The 21,906-nt window shown below is 63.3% G+C and carries 19 protein-coding genes; all 19 read left to right on the forward strand.

All coding sequences use genetic code 11. The annotated features are described in order from the left end of the window. Window positions 1-54: 54 nt before the first annotated feature. Complete coding sequence (gene rplK / locus GB880_RS06145; RefSeq protein ID WP_154490464.1) at window positions 55-507, forward strand: 50S ribosomal protein L11; 453 nt, start codon at window positions 55-57, stop codon at window positions 505-507. A 3-nt stretch (window positions 508-510) separates the two neighbouring features. Continuing rightward, complete coding sequence (rplA, locus tag GB880_RS06150; RefSeq protein ID WP_154490462.1) at window positions 511-1,209, forward strand: 50S ribosomal protein L1; 699 nt, start codon at window positions 511-513, stop codon at window positions 1,207-1,209. A 233-nt stretch (window positions 1,210-1,442) separates the two neighbouring features. Next, on the forward strand, window positions 1,443-1,958 hold the full coding sequence (gene rplJ / locus GB880_RS06155; protein WP_263467365.1) for a 50S ribosomal protein L10: 516 nt from the start codon (window positions 1,443-1,445) through the stop codon (window positions 1,956-1,958). A gap of 66 nt (window positions 1,959-2,024) precedes the next feature. After that, on the forward strand, window positions 2,025-2,399 hold the full coding sequence (rplL, locus tag GB880_RS06160) for a 50S ribosomal protein L7/L12 (protein ID WP_011747091.1): 375 nt from the start codon (window positions 2,025-2,027) through the stop codon (window positions 2,397-2,399). 251 nt (window positions 2,400-2,650) lie between these two features. Continuing rightward, window positions 2,651-6,799 (forward strand): DNA-directed RNA polymerase subunit beta, encoded by a 4,149-nt coding sequence (gene rpoB, locus GB880_RS06165; protein ID WP_154490458.1) that lies wholly within the window; start codon window positions 2,651-2,653, stop codon window positions 6,797-6,799. Between the two features lie 52 nt (window positions 6,800-6,851). Next, complete coding sequence (gene rpoC, locus GB880_RS06170) at window positions 6,852-11,057, forward strand: DNA-directed RNA polymerase subunit beta' (protein ID WP_154490456.1); 4,206 nt, start codon at window positions 6,852-6,854, stop codon at window positions 11,055-11,057. 268 nt (window positions 11,058-11,325) lie between these two features. Further along, window positions 11,326-12,207 carry a DMT family transporter gene (locus tag GB880_RS06175; protein WP_229774265.1) on the forward strand — a complete coding sequence of 294 codons (882 nt, stop codon included), beginning with the start codon at window positions 11,326-11,328 and terminating at the stop codon, window positions 12,205-12,207. Further along, window positions 12,207-13,016: a glycosyltransferase gene (locus tag GB880_RS06180; RefSeq protein WP_154490454.1), complete on the forward strand. Its 810-nt coding sequence runs from the start codon at window positions 12,207-12,209 to the stop codon at window positions 13,014-13,016. Before GB880_RS06175 ends, GB880_RS06180 begins: the two co-directional genes overlap by 1 nt. 104 nt (window positions 13,017-13,120) lie before the next feature. Then, the gene (locus tag GB880_RS06185) at window positions 13,121-13,726 is read left to right on the forward strand and encodes a methyltransferase family protein (RefSeq protein ID WP_154490452.1); all 606 of its coding nucleotides are present in this window, start codon (window positions 13,121-13,123) and stop codon (window positions 13,724-13,726) included. A gap of 261 nt (window positions 13,727-13,987) precedes the next feature. Then, window positions 13,988-14,359, forward strand: a complete 372-nt coding sequence (gene rpsL / locus GB880_RS06190; protein ID WP_010399029.1) for a 30S ribosomal protein S12 — start codon at window positions 13,988-13,990, stop codon at window positions 14,357-14,359. Between the two features lie 12 nt (window positions 14,360-14,371). Further along, the gene (gene rpsG, locus GB880_RS06195; protein ID WP_154490450.1) at window positions 14,372-14,842 is read left to right on the forward strand and encodes a 30S ribosomal protein S7; all 471 of its coding nucleotides are present in this window, start codon (window positions 14,372-14,374) and stop codon (window positions 14,840-14,842) included. A 17-nt stretch (window positions 14,843-14,859) separates the two neighbouring features. After that, on the forward strand, window positions 14,860-16,983 hold the full coding sequence (gene fusA / locus GB880_RS06200) for an elongation factor G (protein ID WP_154490448.1): 2,124 nt from the start codon (window positions 14,860-14,862) through the stop codon (window positions 16,981-16,983). Between the two features lie 66 nt (window positions 16,984-17,049). Continuing rightward, entirely contained in the window at window positions 17,050-18,225 is a 1,176-nt protein-coding gene (gene tuf / locus GB880_RS06205; protein WP_154490446.1) for an elongation factor Tu, read from the forward strand. A 363-nt stretch (window positions 18,226-18,588) separates the two neighbouring features. Further along, on the forward strand, window positions 18,589-18,897 hold the full coding sequence (rpsJ, locus tag GB880_RS06210; RefSeq protein ID WP_010400227.1) for a 30S ribosomal protein S10: 309 nt from the start codon (window positions 18,589-18,591) through the stop codon (window positions 18,895-18,897). An 11-nt stretch (window positions 18,898-18,908) separates the two neighbouring features. Further along, on the forward strand, window positions 18,909-19,778 hold the full coding sequence (gene rplC, locus GB880_RS06215; protein WP_154490444.1) for a 50S ribosomal protein L3: 870 nt from the start codon (window positions 18,909-18,911) through the stop codon (window positions 19,776-19,778). Then, on the forward strand, window positions 19,775-20,395 hold the full coding sequence (rplD, locus tag GB880_RS06220) for a 50S ribosomal protein L4 (protein WP_154490442.1): 621 nt from the start codon (window positions 19,775-19,777) through the stop codon (window positions 20,393-20,395). Before rplC ends, rplD begins: the two co-directional genes overlap by 4 nt. Continuing rightward, window positions 20,392-20,688 carry a 50S ribosomal protein L23 gene (locus tag GB880_RS06225; protein WP_154490440.1) on the forward strand — a complete coding sequence of 99 codons (297 nt, stop codon included), beginning with the start codon at window positions 20,392-20,394 and terminating at the stop codon, window positions 20,686-20,688. The genes rplD and GB880_RS06225 overlap by 4 nt, the downstream gene beginning before the upstream one ends. A 94-nt stretch (window positions 20,689-20,782) precedes the next feature. After that, window positions 20,783-21,619 carry a 50S ribosomal protein L2 gene (rplB, locus tag GB880_RS06230; RefSeq protein WP_154490438.1) on the forward strand — a complete coding sequence of 279 codons (837 nt, stop codon included), beginning with the start codon at window positions 20,783-20,785 and terminating at the stop codon, window positions 21,617-21,619. Window positions 21,620-21,622: 3 nt separating this feature from the next. Further along, window positions 21,623-21,901, forward strand: a complete 279-nt coding sequence (gene rpsS / locus GB880_RS06235) for a 30S ribosomal protein S19 (RefSeq protein WP_010400236.1) — start codon at window positions 21,623-21,625, stop codon at window positions 21,899-21,901. The last annotated feature ends 5 nt before the right edge of the window (window positions 21,902-21,906 follow it).

Raw genomic sequence — 21,906 nt, forward strand, 5'->3', positions numbered from 1 at the left:
GCGCCGCACCGCTAAGTCGGCCCCCAGCGGGCGTGATGATAAGGAGAGGGCCAGATGGCCAAGAAAGTTGTCGGCAGCCTCAAGCTGCAAATCAAGGCGGGTCAGGCGAACCCGTCCCCGCCCGTCGGCCCGGCCCTGGGTCAGCGCGGCATCAACATCATGGAATTCTGCAAGGCGTTCAACGCCAAGACGCAGGAGATGGAGCCGGGCTCGCCGGTTCCGGTGGTGATTACCTATTACGCCGACAAGTCGTTCACCTTCGTGACCAAGACGCCGCCGGCCTCGTTCCTGCTGAAGAAGGCCGCCGGGCTGAAGCCGGTGGGCAAGCGCAACCGTGCCAAGGGTTCGGAAAAGCCCGGGCGCGTGGTTGCGGGCACCGTCACCGCCAAGCAGGTGCGCGAAATCGCCGAAGCCAAGATGAAGGATCTGTCGGCCAACGACATCGACGCGGCCATGCAGATCATCCTGGGGTCGGCCCGGTCGATCGGCATCGAGGTGAAAGGCTAAGCCATGGCAAAACTGTCCAAGAAACAAGCCGCCGCCCGCGCCGCCTTTGCCGGCAAATCGAACCTGTCGGTCGAGGAAGCTGTCAAGCTGGTCAAGGAACACGCCACCGCGAAATTCGACGAGACCGTCGAGATCGCGATGAATCTGGGTGTCGATCCGCGTCATGCCGACCAGATGGTGCGCGGCGTCGTGACCCTGCCGAACGGCACCGGCAAGGACGTGCGCGTCGCCGTCTTTGCGCGCGGTCCCAAGGCTGACGAGGCGAAAGCCGCCGGTGCCGAGATCGTCGGCGCCGAGGATCTGATGGAGACCATCCAGTCGGGCAAGATCGAATTCGATCGCTGCATCGCCACCCCGGACATGATGCCGCTGGTCGGCCGCCTGGGCAAGATTCTGGGCCCGCGCAACCTGATGCCGAACCCCAAGGTCGGCACCGTCACCATGGACGTCAAGGCTGCGGTCGAGGCTGCCAAGGGCGGCGAGGTCCAGTTCAAGGCGGAAAAGGCCGGCGTGGTCCATGCGAGCGTTGGCAAGGCTTCGTTCGATGCCGAAAAGCTTGCCCAGAACATCCGTGCCTTCGTGGATGCGGTGAACCGGGCCAAGCCTTCGGGTGCCAAGGGCACCTATGTCAAGAAGGTCTCGATCAGCTCGACCATGGGGCCGGGCGTGTCGCTGGACCTGGCTTCGACCGCCGCGCAGTAAGCGGCAAGAATTTCGCCAGAGCAATCTGGCGGATGGCGGGGCAGCGATGCCCCGTCCTGTCCGAGACGGAGGGTGCGGGGAAACCCGCTTAATTTCCTTCCTGAGATGGGATCAAGACCATTTTCCGAAGGTTTCTTCGGGGGATCTTGGACCGTCACGGACCCGTTCCTGCCGCTGTTCTGGCGACAGGAAAGTGAGAGCCGGGGGGAAACCCCCATACTTGGAGTGAAACCGTGGATAGAGCGCAGAAAGAGCAATTGGTCGAGGAACTCGGCCAGATCTTCGAAGCCTCTGGCGTCGTGGTGGTTGCCCGCTACGAGGGGATGACGGTTGCCGAAATGCAGGACCTGCGCGCGCAGATGCGCGAAGCTGGCGGGTCCGTGCGCGTTGCCAAGAACAGGCTCGCCAAGATCGCCCTGGATGGAAAGCCTTGCGCCAGCATCGCCGACTATCTGACGGGCATGACCGTGCTCGCCTTTTCCGAGGACCCGGTGGCTGCTGCCAAGGTCGCGGACAAATACGCCAAGGGCAACGACAAGTTCGTGATCCTGGGCGGTGCCATGGGCGACTCGGCACTTGACCCTGCCGGTGTGAAAGCCGTGGCCCAGATGCCGTCGCGCGAAGAGCTGATCGCTCAGATCGTGTCCTGCATCGGCGCCCCTGCCTCGAACATCGCGGGCGCGATTGGCGCACCTGCTTCCAACATCGCGGGCATTCTCAAGACTCTGGAAGAGCGCGAGGCTGCCTGAGGCAATCCCGTCCCGTCTCGGGGTTGAAACCCCGACGTTGGAACACTTAATCGAAAGAACGGAAAAATGGCTGATCTGAAAAAACTCGCCGAAGAAATCGTGGGCCTGACCCTGCTGGAAGCCCAGGAACTGAAGAACATCCTGAAAGACGAATACGGCATCGAGCCGGCCGCCGGTGGCGCCGTCATGGTTGCCGGCCCGGCCGCTGGCCCGGCTGAAGCCGCCGAGGAAAAGACCGAATTCGACGTCGTCCTGGTCGACGCCGGCGCCAACAAGATCAACGTGATCAAGGAAGTGCGCGGCATCACCGGTCTGGGCCTGAAAGAAGCCAAGGACCTGGTCGAAGCCGGCGGCAAGGTGAAGGAAGGTGCTTCCAAAGCCGACGCCGAAGAAATGAAGAAGAAGCTCGAAGCGGCTGGCGCCAAGGTCGAGCTGAAATAATCGGTCCGGCACCTGATGGTGCGCATCGACTGATGTCGTGACACAGGCAGGGTCCGGGGTTTCCCCGGTCCCTGCCGAGCCTGTCTTGAAGGGCGGTCTGGCTGTCAGACTTTCCTTCAGGGCATGTTCGGGGTTCGGGAGCAGCGCGGTGGGACGCGCGGCACGAATTGAACCCCGCCCCTCATTCGCCGCCTTGCGCCGGTCGGGCCCCGACGGTCGTCGCAAGCGAAAGACGAAAGGTAAGACCCTCTATGGCGCAAGCATTTGTCGGCCAGAAACGCATCCGGCGTTACTATGGCAATATCCGCGAAGTTCTGGAGATGCCGAACCTGATCGAGGTTCAGAAATCCTCCTACGACCTGTTCCTGCGGTCGGGCGAGGGCGAGGGGCATCAGGATGGCGAAGGCATCCAGGGCGTGTTCCAGTCGGTGTTTCCGATCAAGGACTTCAACGAGACCGCGACGCTGGAATTCGTCAAATACGAGCTGGAAAAGCCGAAATACGACGTCGATGAATGCCAGAGCCGCGACATGACCTATGCCGCGCCGCTGAAGGTGACGCTGCGTCTGATCGTGTTCGATGTCGACGAGGCTACCGGCGCCAAATCGGTCAAGGACATCAAGGAACAGGATGTCTACATGGGCGACATGCCCCTGATGACCCAGAACGGCACCTTCATCGTCAACGGCACCGAACGTGTCGTGGTGTCGCAGATGCATCGCTCGCCGGGCGTGTTCTTCGATCACGACCGCGGCAAGACCCATTCCTCGGGCAAGCTGCTGTTCGCCTGCCGCATCATTCCCTATCGCGGTTCGTGGCTGGATTTCGAATTCGATGCCAAGGATCTGGTGTTCGCGCGCATCGACCGGCGGCGGAAACTGCCGGTGACCACGCTGCTCTATGCCCTGGGCATGGATCAGGAAGGCATCATGGATGCGTTCTATGACACCGTCGATTACAAGCTTCAGCGCGCCGGCAAGGGGCAGGGCGCCGGCTGGGTCACGCGGTTCTTCCCCGAGCGCGTGCGCGGCACCCGTCCGACCTTCGACCTGGTCAATGCCGATACCGGCGAGATCATCACCAAGGCAGGTGACAAGGTAACGCCGCGTCTGGTCAAGCAGCTGGCCGAGAAGGGCGAGATCAACCTGCTGCTGCCGTTCGAGCGCATCGTCGGCCGCTTTGTCGCCAAGGACATCATCAACGAGCAGACCGGTCTGATCTATGCCGAGGCCGGCGACGAAATCACCGCCGAATACGACCGCGACGGCGAACTGTCCGGGGGGCTGCTGAAGGTTCTGCTGGACAACGGCATCGAGGACATCCCGGTGCTGGACATCGACCATGTGAATGTCGGCCCCTATATCCGCAACACCATGGCCGCGGACAAGAACATGAACCGCGACGGCGCGCTCATGGACATCTATCGCGTCATGCGTCCGGGCGAGCCTCCGACGATCGAGGCGGCCTCGGCGCTGTTCGACAGCCTGTTCTTTGACAGCGAGCGTTACGATCTGTCGGCCGTGGGCCGGGTCAAGATGAACATGCGTCTTGATCTTGACGCGCCCGACACCCAGCGCACCCTGCGCAAGGATGACATCATCGCCTGTATCCGCGGGCTGGTCGAACTGCGCGACGGCAAGGGCGAGATCGACGACATCGACCACCTCGGCAACCGCCGCGTGCGTTCGGTGGGCGAGCTGATGGAAAACCAGTATCGCATCGGTTTGCTGCGCATGGAGCGGGCCATCCGCGAACGCATGTCGGGGGTCGAGATCGACACCGTGATGCCGCAGGATCTGATCAACGCCAAACCGGCGGCTGCGGCGGTGCGCGAATTCTTCGGCAGCTCACAGCTGTCGCAGTTCATGGACCAGACCAACCCGCTGTCCGAGGTGACGCACAAGCGCCGGCTGTCGGCGCTCGGGCCGGGCGGTCTGACGCGCGAGCGTGCGGGCTTCGAGGTGCGCGACGTGCACCCGACCCATTATGGCCGGATGTGTCCGATCGAAACGCCGGAAGGTCAGAACATCGGTCTGATCAACAGTCTGGCGACCTTTGCCCGGGTGAACAAATACGGCTTCATCGAAACCCCCTACCGCAAGGTGGTGGACGGCAAGGTGACCGACGAGGTCGTCTACATGTCCGCGACCGAGGAAATGCGCCACACCATCGCCCAGGCGAACGCCACCCTGGACGAAAACGGCCGTTTCGTGGACGAGCTTATCTCGACCCGTCAGGCGGGCGATTTCATGCTGAACCCGGTCGAGGCGGTGGATCTGATCGACGTGTCGCCCAAGCAGCTGGTCTCGGTCGCTGCGGCGCTGATTCCCTTTTTGGAAAATGACGACGCCAACCGCGCGCTGATGGGCTCGAACATGCAGCGTCAGGCGGTTCCGCTGCTGCGCGCCGAGGCCCCCTTTGTCGGCACCGGCATGGAGGCGACCGTGGCCCGCGATTCCGGGGCCGCGATCATGGCGCGCCGTGGCGGCATCATCGACCAGGTCGATGCCCAGCGGATCGTTATCCGCGCCACCGAGGATCTGGGCGCGGGCGATGCCGGCGTCGATATCTATCGTCTGCGCAAGTTCAAGCGCTCGAACCAGTCCTCGACCATCAACCAGCGCCCGCTGGTCAAGGTGGGCGAAAAGGTGGTCAAGGGCCAGGTCATCGCCGACGGTCCCTCGACCGATCAGGGCGAACTGGCGATCGGCCGCAACGTGGTCGTGGCCTTCATGCCCTGGAACGGCTACAACTACGAGGACTCGATCCTGATTTCCGAGCGGATCCACCGCGACGACGTGTTCACCTCGATCCATATCGACGAATACGAGGTGGCGGCCCGCGATACCAAGCTGGGCCCCGAGGAGATCACCCGCGACATCCCGAACGTCGGCGAGGAAGCGCTGCGCAATCTGGATGAAGCCGGCATCGTCTATATCGGCGCCGAAGTGGGGCCGGGCGACATCCTGGTGGGCAAGATCACCCCCAAGGGCGAAAGCCCGATGACGCCCGAGGAAAAGCTGCTGCGCGCCATCTTCGGCGAAAAGGCCAGCGACGTGCGCGACACCTCGCTGCGTCTGCCGCCGGGTGCCTATGGCACCGTGGTCGAGGTGCGTGTGTTCAACCGCCACGGCGTGGACAAGGATGAACGCGCGCTGCAGATCGAGCGCGAGGAGGTCGAGCGTCTGGCCCGCGACCGGGACGACGAGCTGGCGATTCTGGAACGCAACATCTATGCGCGCCTGAAGTCGCTGATCCTGGGCAAATCCGTGGTCAAGGGCCCCAAGGGCATCAAGGCCGGCGTCACCATCGACGAGGATCTGCTGGGCCAGTTGAGTCGCGGCCAGTGGTGGCAGCTCGCCGTCGCCGACGAGGATACCGCCAAGGAAGTCGAGGCGCTGAACCAGCAGTTCGATGCGCAGAAACGTGCGCTGGACAACCGTTTCGACGACAAGGTCGAAAAGGTCCGTCAGGGCGACGACCTGCCGCCGGGCGTGATGAAGATGGTCAAGGTGTTCGTCGCGGTGAAGCGCAAGCTTCAGGCCGGCGACAAGATGGCCGGTCGCCACGGCAACAAGGGCGTGGTGTCCAAGGTCGTTCCGATCGAGGACATGCCCTTCCTGGCCGATGGCACCCCCGTCGACCTGGTGCTGAACCCGCTGGGCGTGCCCAGCCGGATGAACGTGGGTCAGATCCTTGAAACCCACATGGGCTGGGCCTCGCGCGGGCTGGGCATCAAGATCGACGAAGCGCTCGAGGAATATCGCCGCAACGGCGACATGACCCCGGTGCGCGAGGCGATGAAAAACGGCTATGGCGACGATTTCTATGCCGAGACCTTCTCGGGCATGGATGACGACACGCTGCTGGAACACGCGCAGGCGGTCCGCGGTGGCGTGCCGATTGCCACGCCGGTCTTCGACGGCGCCAAGGAGGCCGATGTCAACGATGCGCTGAAACGCGCCGGGTTCGACACCTCGGGCCAGTCGGTGGTCTTTGACGGCCGCACCGGCGAGCAGTTCGCCCGCAAGGTCACCGTGGGGATGAAATATGTCCTGAAGCTGCATCACCTGGTCGATGACAAGATGCACGCGCGCTCGACCGGTCCCTACAGCCTGGTGACCCAGCAGCCGCTGGGCGGCAAGGCGCAGTTCGGTGGTCAGCGTCTGGGCGAGATGGAGGTCTGGGCGCTGGAAGCCTATGGCGCCGCCTATACCCTGCAAGAGATGCTGACGGTGAAGTCCGACGACGTGGCCGGCCGCACCAAGGTCTATGAGAGCATCGTGAAAGGCGAGGACAACTTCGAGGCCGGCGTGCCGGAATCGTTCAATGTTCTGGTCAAGGAGGTCCGGGGTCTGGGCCTCAACATGGAACTCCTGGATGCGGAGAACGACGATTGAGGCGCAACAGCGCCTCGATCCGCCCTGCCGCGCCCCTCATTAGGATTTGGAAATGAACCAGGAACTCGCTCATAACCCGCTGAACCCGCTGGCCTCGCCGCGGCAGTTCGACGAAATCAAGATCTCGCTGGCCTCGCCCGAGGAAATCCTCGCCTGGTCCTATGGCGAGGTGAAGAAGCCCGAGACCATCAACTATCGCACCTTCAAGCCCGAGCGCGACGGTCTGTTCTGCGCCCGCATCTTCGGGCCGATCAAGGATTACGAATGCCTTTGCGGCAAATACAAGCGGATGAAGTATCGCGGCCTGGTCTGCGAGAAATGCGGCGTCGAGGTGACGCTGCAGAAGGTCCGCCGCGAACGCATGGGCCATATCGAACTGGCCGCGCCGGTCGCGCATATCTGGTTCCTGAAGTCGCTGCCCTCGCGCATCGGCCTGATGCTGGACATGACGCTGCGCGATCTCGAGCGGATCCTGTATTTTGAAAACTATGTGGTGATCGAGCCGGGTCTGACCGACCTGAGCTATGGCCAGCTGCTGACCGAGGAAGAATTCCTCGACGCCCAGGATCAGTATGGCGCCGACGCCTTCACCGCCAATATCGGCGCCGAGGCGATCCGCGAGATGCTCGCGAACATCGACCTGGCCGCCACCGCCGAACAGCTGCGCGAAGAGCTGAAGGAAGCCACCGGCGAGCTGAAGCCGAAAAAGATCATCAAGCGGCTGAAGATCGTCGAGAACTTCCTGGAATCGGGCAACCGTCCCGAATGGATGGTGCTGACCGTGATTCCGGTCATTCCGCCGGAACTGCGGCCGCTGGTGCCGCTGGACGGCGGGCGCTTTGCCACCTCGGACCTGAACGACCTGTATCGCCGGGTCATCAACCGCAACAACCGCCTCAAGCGGCTGATCGAACTGCGCGCGCCCGACATCATCGTGCGCAACGAAAAGCGCATGCTGCAGGAATCGGTGGATGCGCTGTTCGACAACGGCCGTCGCGGCCGGGTCATCACCGGCAACAACAAGCGGCCGCTGAAATCGCTGTCGGACATGCTGAAAGGCAAGCAGGGCCGGTTCCGCCAGAACCTGCTGGGCAAGCGCGTCGACTTCTCGGGTCGTTCGGTCATCGTGACCGGCCCCGAACTGAAGCTGCACCAGTGCGGCCTGCCCAAGAAGATGGCGCTCGAGCTCTTCAAGCCGTTCATCTACTCGCGGCTCGAGGCCAAGGGGCTGTCCTCTACCGTCAAGCAGGCCAAGAAGCTGGTCGAAAAGGAACGCCCCGAGGTCTGGGACATCCTGGACGAGGTGATCCGCGAACACCCGGTCCTGCTGAACCGGGCGCCGACGCTGCACCGTCTGGGCATCCAGGCGTTCGAGCCGATCCTGATCGAGGGCAAGGCCATCCAGCTGCACCCGCTGGTCTGTTCGGCCTTCAACGCCGACTTCGACGGCGACCAGATGGCCGTGCACGTTCCGCTGAGCCTTGAGGCCCAGCTGGAAGCGCGCGTCCTGATGATGTCCACGAACAACGTGCTGTCGCCCGCCAACGGCGCGCCGATCATCGTGCCGTCGCAGGACATGGTGCTGGGGCTTTACTACACCACCATGGAACGCGAAGGCATGCCGGGCGAAGGCATGGCATTTGCCAACCTTGAAGAGGTGGAACACGCCCTTGCCTCGGGCGCGGTGCATCTGCATGCCCGCATCACGGCGCGTCTGCCCCAGATCGACGAAAACGGCAATGAGGTGGTGAAGCGTTTCCAGACCACCCCCGGCCGGATCCGCCTGGGGGCGCTGCTGCCCAAGAACGCCAAGGCACCGTTCGATCTGGTGAACCGCCTGCTGCGCAAGAAGGACATCCAGAACGTCATCGACACCGTCTACCGCTACTGCGGTCAGAAGGAATCGGTGATCTTCTGCGACCAGATCATGGCACTGGGCTTCCGCGAGGCGTTCCGGGCCGGGATTTCCTTCGGCAAGGACGACATGGTTGTTCCGCCCACCAAATGGGAACTGGTCGAGGAAACCCAGGAGCAGGTCAAGTCCTTCGAGCAGCAGTATCTGGACGGCCTGATCACCCAGGGCGAAAAATACAACAAGGTCGTCGATGCCTGGTCGAAGTGCAACGACCGCGTGACCGAAGCGATGATGAAGACCATCTCGGCCACCAAGAAGGACGAGAACGGGGCCGAACTGGAGCCGAACTCGGTCTACATGATGGCCCATTCAGGCGCCCGGGGTTCGGTCAGCCAGATGAAGCAGCTGGGCGGGATGCGCGGCCTGATGGCCAAGCCGAACGGCGAGATCATCGAAACGCCGATCATCTCGAACTTCAAGGAAGGTCTGACCGTTCTTGAATACTTCAACTCGACCCACGGTGCCCGCAAGGGTCTGTCCGACACCGCGCTCAAGACCGCAAACTCGGGCTACCTGACCCGGCGTCTGGTGGACGTGGCGCAGGATTGTATCATCCGCGAGCATGACTGCGGAACCGACCGGGCGATCACCGCCTCGGCCGCGGTCAATGATGGCGAGGTGGTCAGCCCGCTGGCCGAACGCATCCTGGGCCGTGTCGCGGCCGAGGACGTGCTGGTTCCGGGTGAAGACACGATCATCGTGCGCAAGAACGAACTGATCGACGAGCGCAAGTCTGACGAGATCGAGGCTGCCGGCATCCAGTCGGTGCGCATCCGTTCGGCGCTGACCTGTGAATCCGACGATGGCGTCTGCGCGCTGTGCTATGGTCGCGACCTGGCGCGGGGCACGCTGGTCAATATCGGCGAGGCTGTCGGCATCATCGCCGCCCAGTCGATCGGCGAGCCCGGCACCCAGCTGACGATGCGGACCTTCCACATCGGCGGTATCGCGCAGGGTGGCCAGCAATCCTTCATCGCCGCCTCGCAAGAGGGCACGGTTGCCTTCGAGAACGAAAGCACGCTGGAAAACGCTTCGGGCGAGCTGATCGTGATGAGCCGCAACATGCAGCTGCACGTCAAGGGTGCCACCGGCGATACCCTGGCCAGCCACAAGCTGTTCTACGGCTCGAAGCTGTTCGTGCGCGAAGGCGATGCGGTGACGCGCGGTCAGAAGATGTTCGAATGGGATCCCTATACCCTGCCGATCATCGCCGAAAAGGGCGGCGTCGCCAAATATGTCGATCTGATCACCGGTCTTTCGGTCCGCGACGAGACCGACGATGCCACCGGCATGACCCAGAAGATCGTGACCGATTGGCGCTCGGCCCCCAAGGGCAACGAGCTGAAGCCCGAGATCATCATCGTCGACAGCGACGGCGAGCCGGTGCGCAACGAACAGGGCAACCCGGTCACCTATCCGATGTCGGTCGATGCGGTCCTGTCCGTCGAGGACGGGCAGGAGATCAAGGCAGGCGACGTGGTGGCGCGTATCCCGCGCGAAGGCGCCAAGACCAAGGACATCACCGGGGGTCTGCCCCGCGTGGCGGAACTGTTCGAGGCGCGTCGACCCAAGGATCACGCCATTATCGCCGAGATCGACGGCTATGTGCGCTTTGGCAAGGATTACAAGAACAAGCGTCGCATCACCATCGAGCCTGCGGACGACACGCTGGAGCCGGTCGAATACATGGTGCCTAAGGGCAAGCATATCCCGGTGCAGGAAGGCGACTTCGTGCAGAAGGGCGACTATATCATGGACGGCAACCCGGCGCCGCATGACATCCTGCGGATCATGGGGATCGAGGCCCTGGCCGACTATCTCATCGACGAGGTGCAGGACGTCTATCGACTGCAGGGCGTGAAGATCAACGACAAGCATATCGAAGTGATCGTCCGCCAGATGCTGCAGAAGATCGAGATCCTCGACAGCGGCGACACCACCCTGCTGAAGGGCGAGCATGTCGAGCGCGACGAGTTCGAGGAAGAAAACGCCAAGGTCGTTGCCAAAGGCGGTCGTCCGGCCGTGGGCGAGCCGGTGCTTCTGGGCATCACCAAGGCCAGCCTGCAGACCCGCAGCTTCATCTCGGCCGCATCCTTCCAGGAGACGACGCGGGTGCTGACCGAGGCTGCGGTCCAGGGCAAGCGCGACAAGCTGGTCGGGCTGAAGGAAAACGTCATCGTCGGCCGGCTGATCCCTGCCGGCACCGGTGGCGCCACGGCCCGCGTGCGCCGCATCGCCGGCGAGCGTGACCATCAGGTGATCGAGGCCCGCCGCGCCGAGGCCGAGGCCGCCGCGGCGCTGATCGCGCCGCAGGACAGCCCGGCCGACACCGCCGGCGAGTGATCCTGTCCCGATGAAGCAGAGGCCCGGCCATGTGCCGGGCCTTTTGCGTTGCGCCATTTGCCAGCCCCGGCTTTCCTGCGGGCAATGGTTGCCGTGGTGCGTGGCCGAAAGGCTGCGCCTGCGGCTGCGGCGACGCTGGCGCGGACGTGACCTCTGGCGTTTTGCGCTGCGCCTCAATACCCATGAGCAGAGGCTTCGGGGATCGTCCATGCGCATGTCGTCGCTTTCGTCCGCTCGCAATCGGCAGTCAGGGCAGTCAGGATCGGCGATGCCCACGTCCGGCACCGAAAACATGCAGGGCACACTGCTGATGATGCTCAGCATGGCGGCATTTACCTGCAACGACGCGGTGATGAAGGCGGTGACGCGGGAACTGCCGCTGTATCAGTCGATCGCCGTGCGCGGCGCGATGGTGGTGGTGCTGATGCTGGTGCTGTTCGGGGCCCAGGGCCGGCTTCGGTTTCGGGTGCCGCAGCGCGACAGCGGACCCTTGTGGGGCAGGACGCTGACCGATGTGGCCTCGACGGTGCTTTATCTGCTGGCCTTGCAGAAGATGGCCCTGGCGGATCTGCTGGCGATCATGCAGGCCCTGCCCCTGGCGGTGACGCTGGGGGCGGCGCTGTTCTTTGCAGAGCCATTGGGATGGCGTCGTCTGGCGGCAATCGGCGTCGGTTTCCTGGGTGTGCTGCTGATCTTGCGGCCCGGCACCGGCGCATTCGACCTGTGGTCGGTGGCCGCATTGGCAGCCATGCTGCTGATCACGGCGCGCGATCTGTTCACCCGGCTGTTTTCTCCGGCGCTGTCCTCGGCCACGGTGGCGCTTTATGCGGCGGTTGCGGTGGCTTTGACGGGGGCGGTGCTGGGCATGAACGAGGACTGGCGCTGGCCCCGCCCGGGCGAATGGCTGCTGCTGCTGATGGCAGCGGTGTTCCTGACGGTCGGTTACGTCACGGCCGTTGCCGCCATGCGGGTGGGAGACATCGGGGTGGTGGCGCCGTTCCGCTACAGTTCGCTGATTTGGGCCATCGTGCTGGGCCTGCTGGTATTCGGCGAATGGCCCGACCTCTGGACATGGGCCGGCTCGACACTGGTGGTGGGCGCGGGGATCTACACCATCCTGCGCGAACGACAGCTGGCAAGGCGCGGCTGATGCGGGTCCAGATGCTGGGCCTGTGCCGGTTTTCCTACCTGGGCGAGCGCGGCTTTCAGACGCGTCATCGCAGCCTGCAGGATCGACGTGCATTCCTGTATGATCCGCAGCGGCTTGCCCGCCGCTGGCATTGGTTCGAGCGTGTGACCCTGCCGGCCCTGCTGGCCCAGACCGAACCTGATTTCACGCTGGTGCTGATGACCGGCCCCGACCTGCCCGAACCCTATCTGTCGCGCCTGCGCGAGCTCGAGTCTCTGGCGCCGCAGTTCCGGCTGGCGCTGGTTCCGCCGATGCCGTTCCATCTGCGTGCCTGCCTGCGCGCAATCGCGCCCCATATCGATGCCCGCGCCGATGTGGTCGGCCATTTCCGCCAGGACGACGATGACGCGGTCGCCGTCGATTATATCCAGCGTTCGCGCGCCGATTTTGCCGATCTGCAAGGGCTGTGGAAGCGGGAAGGACGCCTGTTCTGCGATCACGCCCGCGGCCTTGTCCTGCACGCCAAGGCGCGCCCCGTCACGCTCGAGCAGCGGGTGATCCATGCCGCCAGTGCCGCCTTGACCGTTTTTCTGCCCCCCGATGCCGGACAAAGCGTCCTGCACTTTCCGCATTGGCAGATCGCCTGCCACATGCCGGGGGTGACATTTGCGGATCGGCTGATGTTCCTGCGCGTGCTGAATCAGGATAACGATTCGGGCGCAGTCGGCGCAGGCTATGGGCTGGCCATGCCCGATGTCGACTGGCGCGCCATTCTGGCCCGGCGCTTTCGCATCGATCTGTCCGGCCTTTCCGACCCCGTAGCCCATTGATCGCGGGTAATTGACCGGACCGGCGCGTGACGGATGGATTGCCAGACCATCCGGGTGACGCTAGCACTGAACCGGGCAAGACCTGCCAAGGAAAAGGGGATCGCATGCGCGCCGCCGTCAATCAGAAGGTCCGCATCAACATTCTGCGGCTGTCGGCGCTGGCTCTTGTGCCGGCGGTGCTGGTCATCCAGCCGATGCTGGGCCTGGAGGGTTTTGGTCACGAGACCATCGAATCGCTGGGAATCCTGCTGCTTCTGGCGGGCGTGCTGGGCCGGTTCTGGTCCATCCTTTATGTTGGCGGGCTGAAAAACCGCGTGGTGATGCAGGACGGGCCGTATTCGATGACGCGAAACCCGTTGTATTTCTTTTCGACGGTGGCGGCGACCGGCATCGGGCTGATGTTCGGGGCGGTGGGTTTTGCGCTGATGATCGGCGGCACCGTGGGCGTGATCCTGTGGCTGACGGCCCGACGCGAGGCTGCGTTCCTGTCGCAGGAATTCGGCCCCGAATACGACGCCTATGCCGCGCGCACGCCTTTCTTCCTGCCCGATCCCCGGCTGTTCCGCACCGGCCGCGTGAACAGCTTTGATGCTTCGACCCTGCGTCGCAACCTGTTCGACGCCTTCGTGTTCCTGAGCTTCATCCCTCTGGTCGAGATGGTCGATCAACTGAAGCTGTATCTGCACTGGTCGCTGATCAGCCTGTGGTAAGTGGCCGCGCCCGTCCGGGCGATGTTGACTTGGCGGGCGATTGCTCATATACGCCGCACACCCGTCGGGAAACCGCCGGGAAGGCCAGAACCTTCATCGGTCACGATCCGGGCCGGAAATGCCCCGATCCTCTGGAAAAATGCCCATCCTCCCCGCTGGGGCCGGATGGGTCGTGGCGTTTCACGATACGCGTGATTCGCTGTCGAGAAGTGGCGCAGCCCGGTGGCTGCGAGTATTGACGAAAGCAAGACGGGGAACCGAATGCCGACGATCCAACAGCTGATCCGCAAACCGCGGCAGCCCAAGGTGCAGCGCTCGAAGTCGCAGCACCTGCAATCCTGCCCGCAGAAGCGGGGCGTTTGCACGCGCGTCTACACCACGACGCCGAAAAAGCCGAACTCGGCCATGCGGAAGGTTGCCAAGGTGCGCCTGACCAATGGTTTCGAGGTCATCTCCTATATTCCGGGCGAAAAGCACAACCTGCAGGAACACAGCGTCGTGCTGATCCGCGGCGGCCGGGTGAAAGACCTTCCCGGTGTGCGCTACCACATCCTGCGCGGTGTTCTGGATACCCAGGGCGTCAAAGACCGTCGTCAACGCCGTTCGAAATACGGCGCGAAACGTCCGAAGTAAGGAGATCACGCAATGTCTCGTCGTCACGCCGCTGAGAAGCGCGAAGTGCTGCCCGACGCCAAATATGGCGATCGCGTGCTGACCAAATTCATGAACAACCTGATGATCGACGGCAAGAAATCGGTTGCCGAGCGCATCGTCTACAATGCGCTGGACCGGGTTCAGGCCAAGCTGAAGCGCGAGCCCGTCGAAGTGTTCCACGAAGCGCTGGACAACGTGAAACCCTCGGTCGAGGTGCGCTCGCGCCGGGTCGGCGGTGCCACCTACCAGGTGCCTGTCGAGGTGCGCCCCACCCGTCGCGAGGCTCTGGCGATCCGCTGGCTGATCACCGCTGCCAAGAATCGCAACGAACACACCATGGAAGAACGCCTTGCCGGCGAGCTGGCCGATGCGGTCAACGGCCGCGGCACGGCCGTGAAGAAGCGTGAGGACACGCACAAGATGGCCGACGCCAACAAGGCGTTCAGCCACTACCGCTGGTAAAGGAAGGAAGGCCCTTCATGGCACGCGAATATCCGCTGGAGCGCTATCGGAACTTCGGGATCATGGCCCACATCGATGCGGGCAAGACCACGATGACCGAGCGCATCCTGTTCTATACCGGCAAGAACCACAAGATCGGCGAGACCCACGACGGCGCCTCGACGATGGACTGGATGGAGCAAGAGGCCGAGCGCGGCATCACCATCACCTCGGCGGCGACCACCACCTTCTGGCAGCGCCACGAAGATCCGGTGTTCACCGAGGACCAGTCGCAGCGCAACCGTTTCAACATCATCGACACCCCCGGCCACGTGGACTTCACCATCGAGGTCGAGCGTTCGCTGGCGGTTCTGGACGGTGCCATCTGCCTGCTGGACGGCAACGCCGGCGTCGAGCCGCAGACCGAAACCGTGTGGCGTCAGGCTGACCGCTACAAGGTTCCGCGGATCGTCTTTGTCAACAAGATGGACAAGATCGGCGCCGACTATTTCAACTGCGTGCGCATGATCAAGGACCGCACCGGCGGCACCCCGTGCCCGATCGCCTTGCCGATCGGTGCCGAGGACAAGCTGGAAGGCATCATCGACCTGATCAAGATGGAAGAATGGATCTGGAAGGGCGACGATCTCGGCGCTTCGTGGACCCGTCAGCCCATTCGCGAGGATCTGCAGGATCTGGCCGAGGAATGGCGCGGCAAGATGATCGAACTGGCCGTCGAACAGGATGACGCGGCCATGGAAGCCTATCTCGAGGGCAACGAGCCCGACGAGGCCACGCTGCGCGCGCTGATCCGCAAGGGGACGCTGTCGCTGTCGTTCTTCCCGGTGATGGCGGGTTCGGCCTTCAAGAACAAGGGCGTGCAGCCGCTGCTGAACGCGGTGGTCGATTTCCTGCCGGCCCCGACCGACGTTCCGGCCTATGTCGGCTTTGCTCCGGGCGACGAGACCGAGACCCGCAACATCGAACGCACGGCCTCGGACGAGCAGCCCTTCTCGGCGCTGGCGTTCAAGATCATGAACGACCCCTTCGTCGGTTCGCTGACCTTCACCCGCATCTATTCGGGTCAGCTCAAGAAGGGCGACCAGATGCTGAACTCGACCAAGGGCAAGCGCGAGCGTGTCGGCCGCATGATGATCATGCACGCCATCAACCGCGAGGAAATCGAGGAAGCATTCGCTGGCGACATCATCGCGCTGGCCGGTCTGAAGGAAACCACCACGGGCGACACCCTGTGCGACCCGGCCAAGCCGGTGGTTCTGGAAACCATGACCTTCCCCGAGCCGGTGATCGAGATCGCCGTTGAGCCCAAGTCCAAGGCTGACCAGGAGAAGATGGGCCTTGCCCTGCAGCGCCTGGCCGCCGAAGACCCGTCCTTCCGCGTCGAAACCGATCTGGAATCGGGTCAGACCATCATGAAGGGCATGGGCGAACTGCATCTCGACATTCTGGTCGACCGCATGAAGCGCGAGTTCAAGGTCGAGGCGAATGTCGGTGCGCCGCAGGTGGCCTACCGCGAGACGATCAGCCGTCCTGCGGAAATCGACTATACCCACAAGAAGCAGACCGGTGGCACCGGGCAGTTCGCTCGCGTCAAGCTGGAAATCACCCCGACCGAGCCGGGCGAAGGCTATTCCTTCGAATCGCGCATCGTCGGCGGTGCGGTGCCCAAGGAATACATCCCGGGCGTCGAAAAGGGTATCAAGTCGGTGATGGACTCGGGTCCGCTGGCGGGCTTCCCGGTGATCGACTTCAAGGTGGCGCTTGTGGACGGTGCCTTCCACGACGTCGACTCGTCGGTTCTGGCGTTCGAGATCGCGGCGCGTGCCGCGATGCGCGAAGGTCTGAAGAAGGCCGGCGCCAAGCTGCTCGAGCCGATCATGAAGGTCGAGGTGGTCACTCCCGAGGAATATACCGGGTCGATCATCGGTGACCTGACCAGCCGTCGCGGCATGGTGCGCGGCCAGGATACCCGCGGCAATGCCAACGTCATCGACGCGATGGTGCCGCTGGCCAACATGTTCGGCTACATCAACAACCTGCGCTCGATGTCCTCGGGCCGGGCGGTGTTCACGATGCAGTTCGATCATTACGATGCCGTGCCGCAGAACATCTCGGACGAGATCCAGAAGAAATACGCCTGATCGGGCAGGCGGGGCATCGCCCCGCCACCCTGACCCCAGACATTCAGAATTCAAGGAGCCCTGCTGATGGCAAAGGCAAAGTTTGAGCGTACGAAACCGCACGTCAACATTGGGACGATTGGTCACGTTGACCACGGCAAGACGACGCTGACGGCTGCGATCACCAAGTATTTTGGCGAATTCAAGGCCTATGACCAGATCGACGGCGCGCCGGAAGAGCGTGCGCGCGGGATCACGATCTCGACCGCGCATGTGGAATACGAATCGGATTCGCGCCACTATGCGCATGTGGACTGCCCCGGCCACGCGGACTATGTGAAGAACATGATCACCGGCGCGGCGCAGATGGACGGCGCGATCCTGGTGGTGAACGCGGCCGACGGCCCGATGCCGCAGACGCGCGAGCACATCCTGCTGGGCCGTCAGGTGGGCATTCCCTACATGGTCGTCTACCTGAACAAGGTCGACCAGGTTGACGATCCCGAGCTGCTGGAACTGGTCGAGATGGAAGTGCGCGAGCTGCTGTCGTCCTACGACTATCCCGGCGACGACATTCCGATCGTGAAGGGTTCGGCGCTGGCGGCGCTGGAAGGCCGCGACCCCGAGATCGGCGAGAATTCGATCCGCGAACTGATCAAGGCGGTTGACGAATACATCCCGACGCCGGAGCGTGCGGTGGACCAGCCGTTCCTGATGCCGATCGAGGACGTGTTCTCGATCTCGGGCCGTGGCACGGTTGTGACCGGCCGGGTCGAGCGTGGCGCGGTGAACGTGGGCGACGAACTGGAAATCGTCGGCATCCGCCCGACGAAGAAGACGACCTGCACGGGCGTCGAGATGTTCCGCAAGCTGCTGGATCGCGGGGAAGCCGGCGACAACATCGGCGCGCTGCTGCGCGGGATCGAGCGTGACGGCGTCGAGCGCGGTCAGGTGCTGTGCAAGCCGGGTTCGGTGAAGCCGCACACCGAGTTCGAGGCCGAGGCCTATATCCTGACCAAGGAAGAGGGCGGCCGCCACACGCCGTTCTTTGCGAACTATCGCCCGCAGTTCTACTTCCGCACGACGGACGTGACCGGGACGGTGAAACTGCCCGAGGGCACCGAGATGGTGATGCCGGGCGACAACCTGAAGTTCACGGTCGAGCTGATCGCGCCGATCGCGATGGAAGAGAAGCTGCGCTTCGCCATCCGCGAAGGCGGCCGCACCGTCGGCGCCGGCGTGGTGTCGAAGATCCTGAAGTAAGGGCTGCCGGGCGCAGCTGCTGCGCCCGCACCCCCCTTCGCAGGTGCGCGCAACCCCTGCGCCGCCCCCATCACCGCCGGATAATCCCCCGGGATATCACGGCAAGACCAGGGCCGCCCCAAAAGGGCGGCCTTCGGTTTCGGGGCAAATCACCGGAACTGGTCATCTTGGGCTTGACCTTGGCCGGAAATTCGGGCAGATGCCCTGCGATCGCTGTCGATACCTTTGCTTTTTGCAAGAATCGGTTGCTTCGGGCCGGGCCGCCACGAATCGGGCGGCCTGCTCTTATTTTACGGTTCGACGCTGCCGGGGCATGGGGCCCTGTCAGCCTCTCAACTGGAACTCCCCGCAAGAGGGATGACAATGCAAAGCCAGAATATCCGCATCCGGCTGAAGGCGTTTGACTATCGCGTCCTGGATGCCAGCACGCAGGAAATCGTGAACACCGCCAAGCGCACCGGCGCCCAGGTGCGTGGACCGATCCCGCTGCCGAACAAGATCGAGAAATTCACTGTTCTGCGCGGTCCGCACATCGACAAGAAATCGCGCGACCAGTGGGAAATCCGCACGCACAAGCGTCTGCTGGATATCGTCGATCCGACCCCGCAGACCGTTGACGCGCTGATGAAGCTCGACCTCGCCGCCGGCGTGGATGTCGAGATCAAGGTTTAAGGGGGGGCATCATGCTGCGGACTGGTGTTATCGCCAAGAAGCTGGGCATGACCCGGCTGTTCCTGGAAGACGGGCGTCAGGTGCCCGTGACTGTCCTGCATGTGGACAATGTGCAGGTGATCGCGCAACGCACTGCCGAAAAGGATGGCTATGTGGCGCTGCAGCTGGGCGCTGGCGAAGCCAAGGCCAAGCGCACGACCGCTGCCATGCGCGGCCACTTTGCCAAGGCAAATGTTGCCCCCAAGCGCAAGATTGCCGAATTCCGCGTGGCGCCCGAGAACCTGGTGGACGTGGGCGAGGAAATCATCGCCGACCACTATTTCGAGGGGCAGTATGTCGACATCGCCGGCACCTCGATCGGTAAGGGCTTTGCCGGTGCGATGAAGCGTCACAACTTCGGCGGTCTGCGGGCCTCGCACGGTGTGTCGATCAGCCACCGTTCGCATGGTTCGACCGGCCAGTGCCAGGACCCGGGCAAGGTGTTCAAGGGCAAGAAGATGGCCGGGCATCTGGGTGCGGTTCGTGTGACCACCCAGAACCTTCAGGTCGTGAAGACCGATGCCGAGCGTGGCCTGATCATGGTCAAGGGCTCGGTGCCGGGCTCGAAGGGTGGCTGGGTCACCATCAAGGATGCCGTGAAGAAGCCTCTGGCCGAAACCACGATCTTCCCCGCCGCGACGCGCTCCAAGGCCAAGGAAGCCGCACGTCTTGCTGCCGAAGCCGCTGCCGCTGCCGCCGCCGAAGAGGAAGCTGCCCGCAAGGCCCAGCTGGAAGCTGAAGCTGCTGCGCAAGCCGCTGCCGAGGCCGAAGCCCAGGCATCGATCGCCGCCGACAAGGCTGCTGCCGATCCCAACGCCGCGCCCGAAGGAGAAGATAAATGAAACTCGATGTGATCACGCTCGAAGCCGGCAAGGCCGGTGACATCGAACTGAGCGATGACATCTTCGGGCTCGAGCCGCGTGCGGATCTGCTGCACCGCGTCGTGCGCTGGCAGCGTGCGAAGGCGCAGCAGGGCACCCACTCGGTGCTGGGCAAGTCGGATGTCAGCTATTCGACCAAGAAGATCTACCGCCAGAAAGGCACCGGCGGCGCCCGTCACGGCAGCCGCAAGGCGCCGATCTTCCGCCACGGTGGTGTCTACAAGGGCCCGACCCCGCGGTCGCACGCCTTTGATCTGCCCAAGAAGGTTCGCGCCCTTGGCCTGAAGCATGCTCTGTCGGCGAAAGCCTCGGCCGGTGAACTTGTGATCGTGGAGAACCTCGATCTCGCCGAAGCCAAGACCTCGGTCGTGGCCAAGGCGGTCAAGGAAAACGGCTGGAAGCGCGTTCTGGTCATCGATGGGGCCGAGGTGAACGAGAACTTCGCCCGCGCCGCACGCAACCTGGAAGGTGTCGATGTGCTGCCCTCGATCGGCGCCAACGTCTATGACATCCTGCGTCGTGACACGCTCGTGCTCACCCGCGCCGGTGTCGAAGCACTGGAGGCTCGCCTGAAATGAGCGTTAAACCCGAACATTACGATGTGATCGTCAAGCCGCTGATCACCGAAAAGGCGACGCTGGTGGCGGATGCCAACGCCTATGTCTTTCAGGTGGCCAAGGATTCGTCCAAGCCGGCGATCAAGGATGCGGTCGAGGCGCTGTTCAATGTCAAGGTGAAGGCGGTGAACACGACCATCACCAAGGGCAAGACCAAGCGTTTCCGGGGCCGCCCCGGCGTGCGCTCGGACGTGAAGAAGGCCTATGTGACGCTGGAAGCTGGCAACAGCATCGACGTGTCGACCGGTCTCTGATAAGAAGCCGCGAATCGACGGCCCCGCAAGCGGGGCCGTCCGTATTTGACTGAAACGGACCAGTAACGGTCCAAAGCAACGGAAGACAGAAAGCATGGCACTCAAGTCGTATAAACCGACGACGCCTGGCCAGCGTGGGCTGGTGCTGATCGACCGTTCGGAGCTTTGGAAAGGGCGCCCGGTCAAATCCCTCACCGAGGGGCTGACCAAGAACGGCGGCCGGAACAACACCGGACGGATCACGATGCGCCGCAAGGGCGGCGGGGCGAAGCGTCTCTATCGCATAGTCGATTTCAAGCGCACGAAGTTCGATGTTTCGGCCACGGTCGAGCGGATCGAATACGATCCCAACCGCACCGCCTTCATCGCGCTGATCAAATATGAAGATGGCGAGCAGGCCTATATCATCGCGCCGCAGCGTCTGGCTGTCGGCGACAAGGTGGTGGCCGGCGCCAAGGTCGATGTGAAGCCCGGCAATGCCATGCCCTTCAGCGGCATGCCCATCGGGACCATTGTCCACAACGTCGAGCTGAAGCCGGGCAAGGGTGGCCAGCTGGCCCGCTCGGCGGGCACCTATGCCCAGTTCGTCGGCCGCGATGGCGGCTATGCCCAGATTCGCCTGTCCTCGGGCGAATTGCGCATGGTGCGTCAGGAATGCATGGCGACCATCGGCGCCGTGTCGAACGCCGATCACTCGAACCAGAACCTGGGCAAGGCCGGTCGCAACCGCCACAAGGGCATCCGCCCGAGCGTGCGCGGTGTGGCCATGAACCCGATCGACCACCCGCATGGCGGTGGTGAAGGCCGCACCTCGGGCGGTCGTCACCCGGTGACCCCTTGGGGCAAAGGCACCAAGGGCACCAAGACCCGCTCGAACAAATCGACCGACAAGTATATCCTGCGGTCGCGTCACGCGAAGAAGGGGCGTTAATCCATGGCACGTTCTGTTTGGAAGGGCCCCTTTGTCGATGCCTATGTGCTTCGCAAGGCCGAAAAAGCCCGCGAATCCGGCAAGTCGGATGTCATCAAGATCTGGTCGCGCCGTTCGACCATCCTGCCGCAGTTCGTCGGCCTGACCTTCGGCGTCTACAATGGCCAGAAGCATATCCCGGTGTCGGTGACCGAAGAGATGATCGGTCAGAAGTTCGGTGAATATTCGCCGACCCGGACCTATTACGGTCACGCCGCCGACAAGAAAGCGAAAAGGAAGTAATCGTC

The sequence above is a fragment of the Paracoccus sp. SMMA_5_TC genome (assembly GCF_009696685.2).
Lineage (GTDB): Bacteria > Pseudomonadota > Alphaproteobacteria > Rhodobacterales > Rhodobacteraceae > Paracoccus.

Bases quoted from the DNA above. Each gene is read 5' to 3' on its own strand.
- rplK (WP_154490464.1), top strand. From the start codon at position 55: ATGGCCAAGAAAGTTGTCGGCAGCCTCAAGCTGCAAATCAAGGCGGGT.
- rplA (WP_154490462.1), top strand. From the start codon at position 511: ATGGCAAAACTGTCCAAGAAACAAGCCGCCGCCCGCGCCGCCTTTGCC.
- rplL (WP_011747091.1), top strand. From the start codon at position 2,025: ATGGCTGATCTGAAAAAACTCGCCGAAGAAATCGTGGGCCTGACCCTG.
- rpoB (WP_154490458.1), top strand. From the start codon at position 2,651: ATGGCGCAAGCATTTGTCGGCCAGAAACGCATCCGGCGTTACTATGGC.
- rpoC (WP_154490456.1), top strand. From the start codon at position 6,852: ATGAACCAGGAACTCGCTCATAACCCGCTGAACCCGCTGGCCTCGCCG.
- GB880_RS06175 (WP_229774265.1), top strand. From the start codon at position 11,326: ATGCCCACGTCCGGCACCGAAAACATGCAGGGCACACTGCTGATGATG.
- GB880_RS06180 (WP_154490454.1), top strand. From the start codon at position 12,207: ATGCGGGTCCAGATGCTGGGCCTGTGCCGGTTTTCCTACCTGGGCGAG.
- GB880_RS06185 (WP_154490452.1), top strand. From the start codon at position 13,121: ATGCGCGCCGCCGTCAATCAGAAGGTCCGCATCAACATTCTGCGGCTG.
- rpsL (WP_010399029.1), top strand. From the start codon at position 13,988: ATGCCGACGATCCAACAGCTGATCCGCAAACCGCGGCAGCCCAAGGTG.
- rpsG (WP_154490450.1), top strand. From the start codon at position 14,372: ATGTCTCGTCGTCACGCCGCTGAGAAGCGCGAAGTGCTGCCCGACGCC.
- fusA (WP_154490448.1), top strand. From the start codon at position 14,860: ATGGCACGCGAATATCCGCTGGAGCGCTATCGGAACTTCGGGATCATG.
- tuf (WP_154490446.1), top strand. From the start codon at position 17,050: ATGGCAAAGGCAAAGTTTGAGCGTACGAAACCGCACGTCAACATTGGG.
- rpsJ (WP_010400227.1), top strand. From the start codon at position 18,589: ATGCAAAGCCAGAATATCCGCATCCGGCTGAAGGCGTTTGACTATCGC.
- rplC (WP_154490444.1), top strand. From the start codon at position 18,909: ATGCTGCGGACTGGTGTTATCGCCAAGAAGCTGGGCATGACCCGGCTG.
- rplD (WP_154490442.1), top strand. From the start codon at position 19,775: ATGAAACTCGATGTGATCACGCTCGAAGCCGGCAAGGCCGGTGACATC.
- GB880_RS06225 (WP_154490440.1), top strand. From the start codon at position 20,392: ATGAGCGTTAAACCCGAACATTACGATGTGATCGTCAAGCCGCTGATC.
- rplB (WP_154490438.1), top strand. From the start codon at position 20,783: ATGGCACTCAAGTCGTATAAACCGACGACGCCTGGCCAGCGTGGGCTG.
- rpsS (WP_010400236.1), top strand. From the start codon at position 21,623: ATGGCACGTTCTGTTTGGAAGGGCCCCTTTGTCGATGCCTATGTGCTT.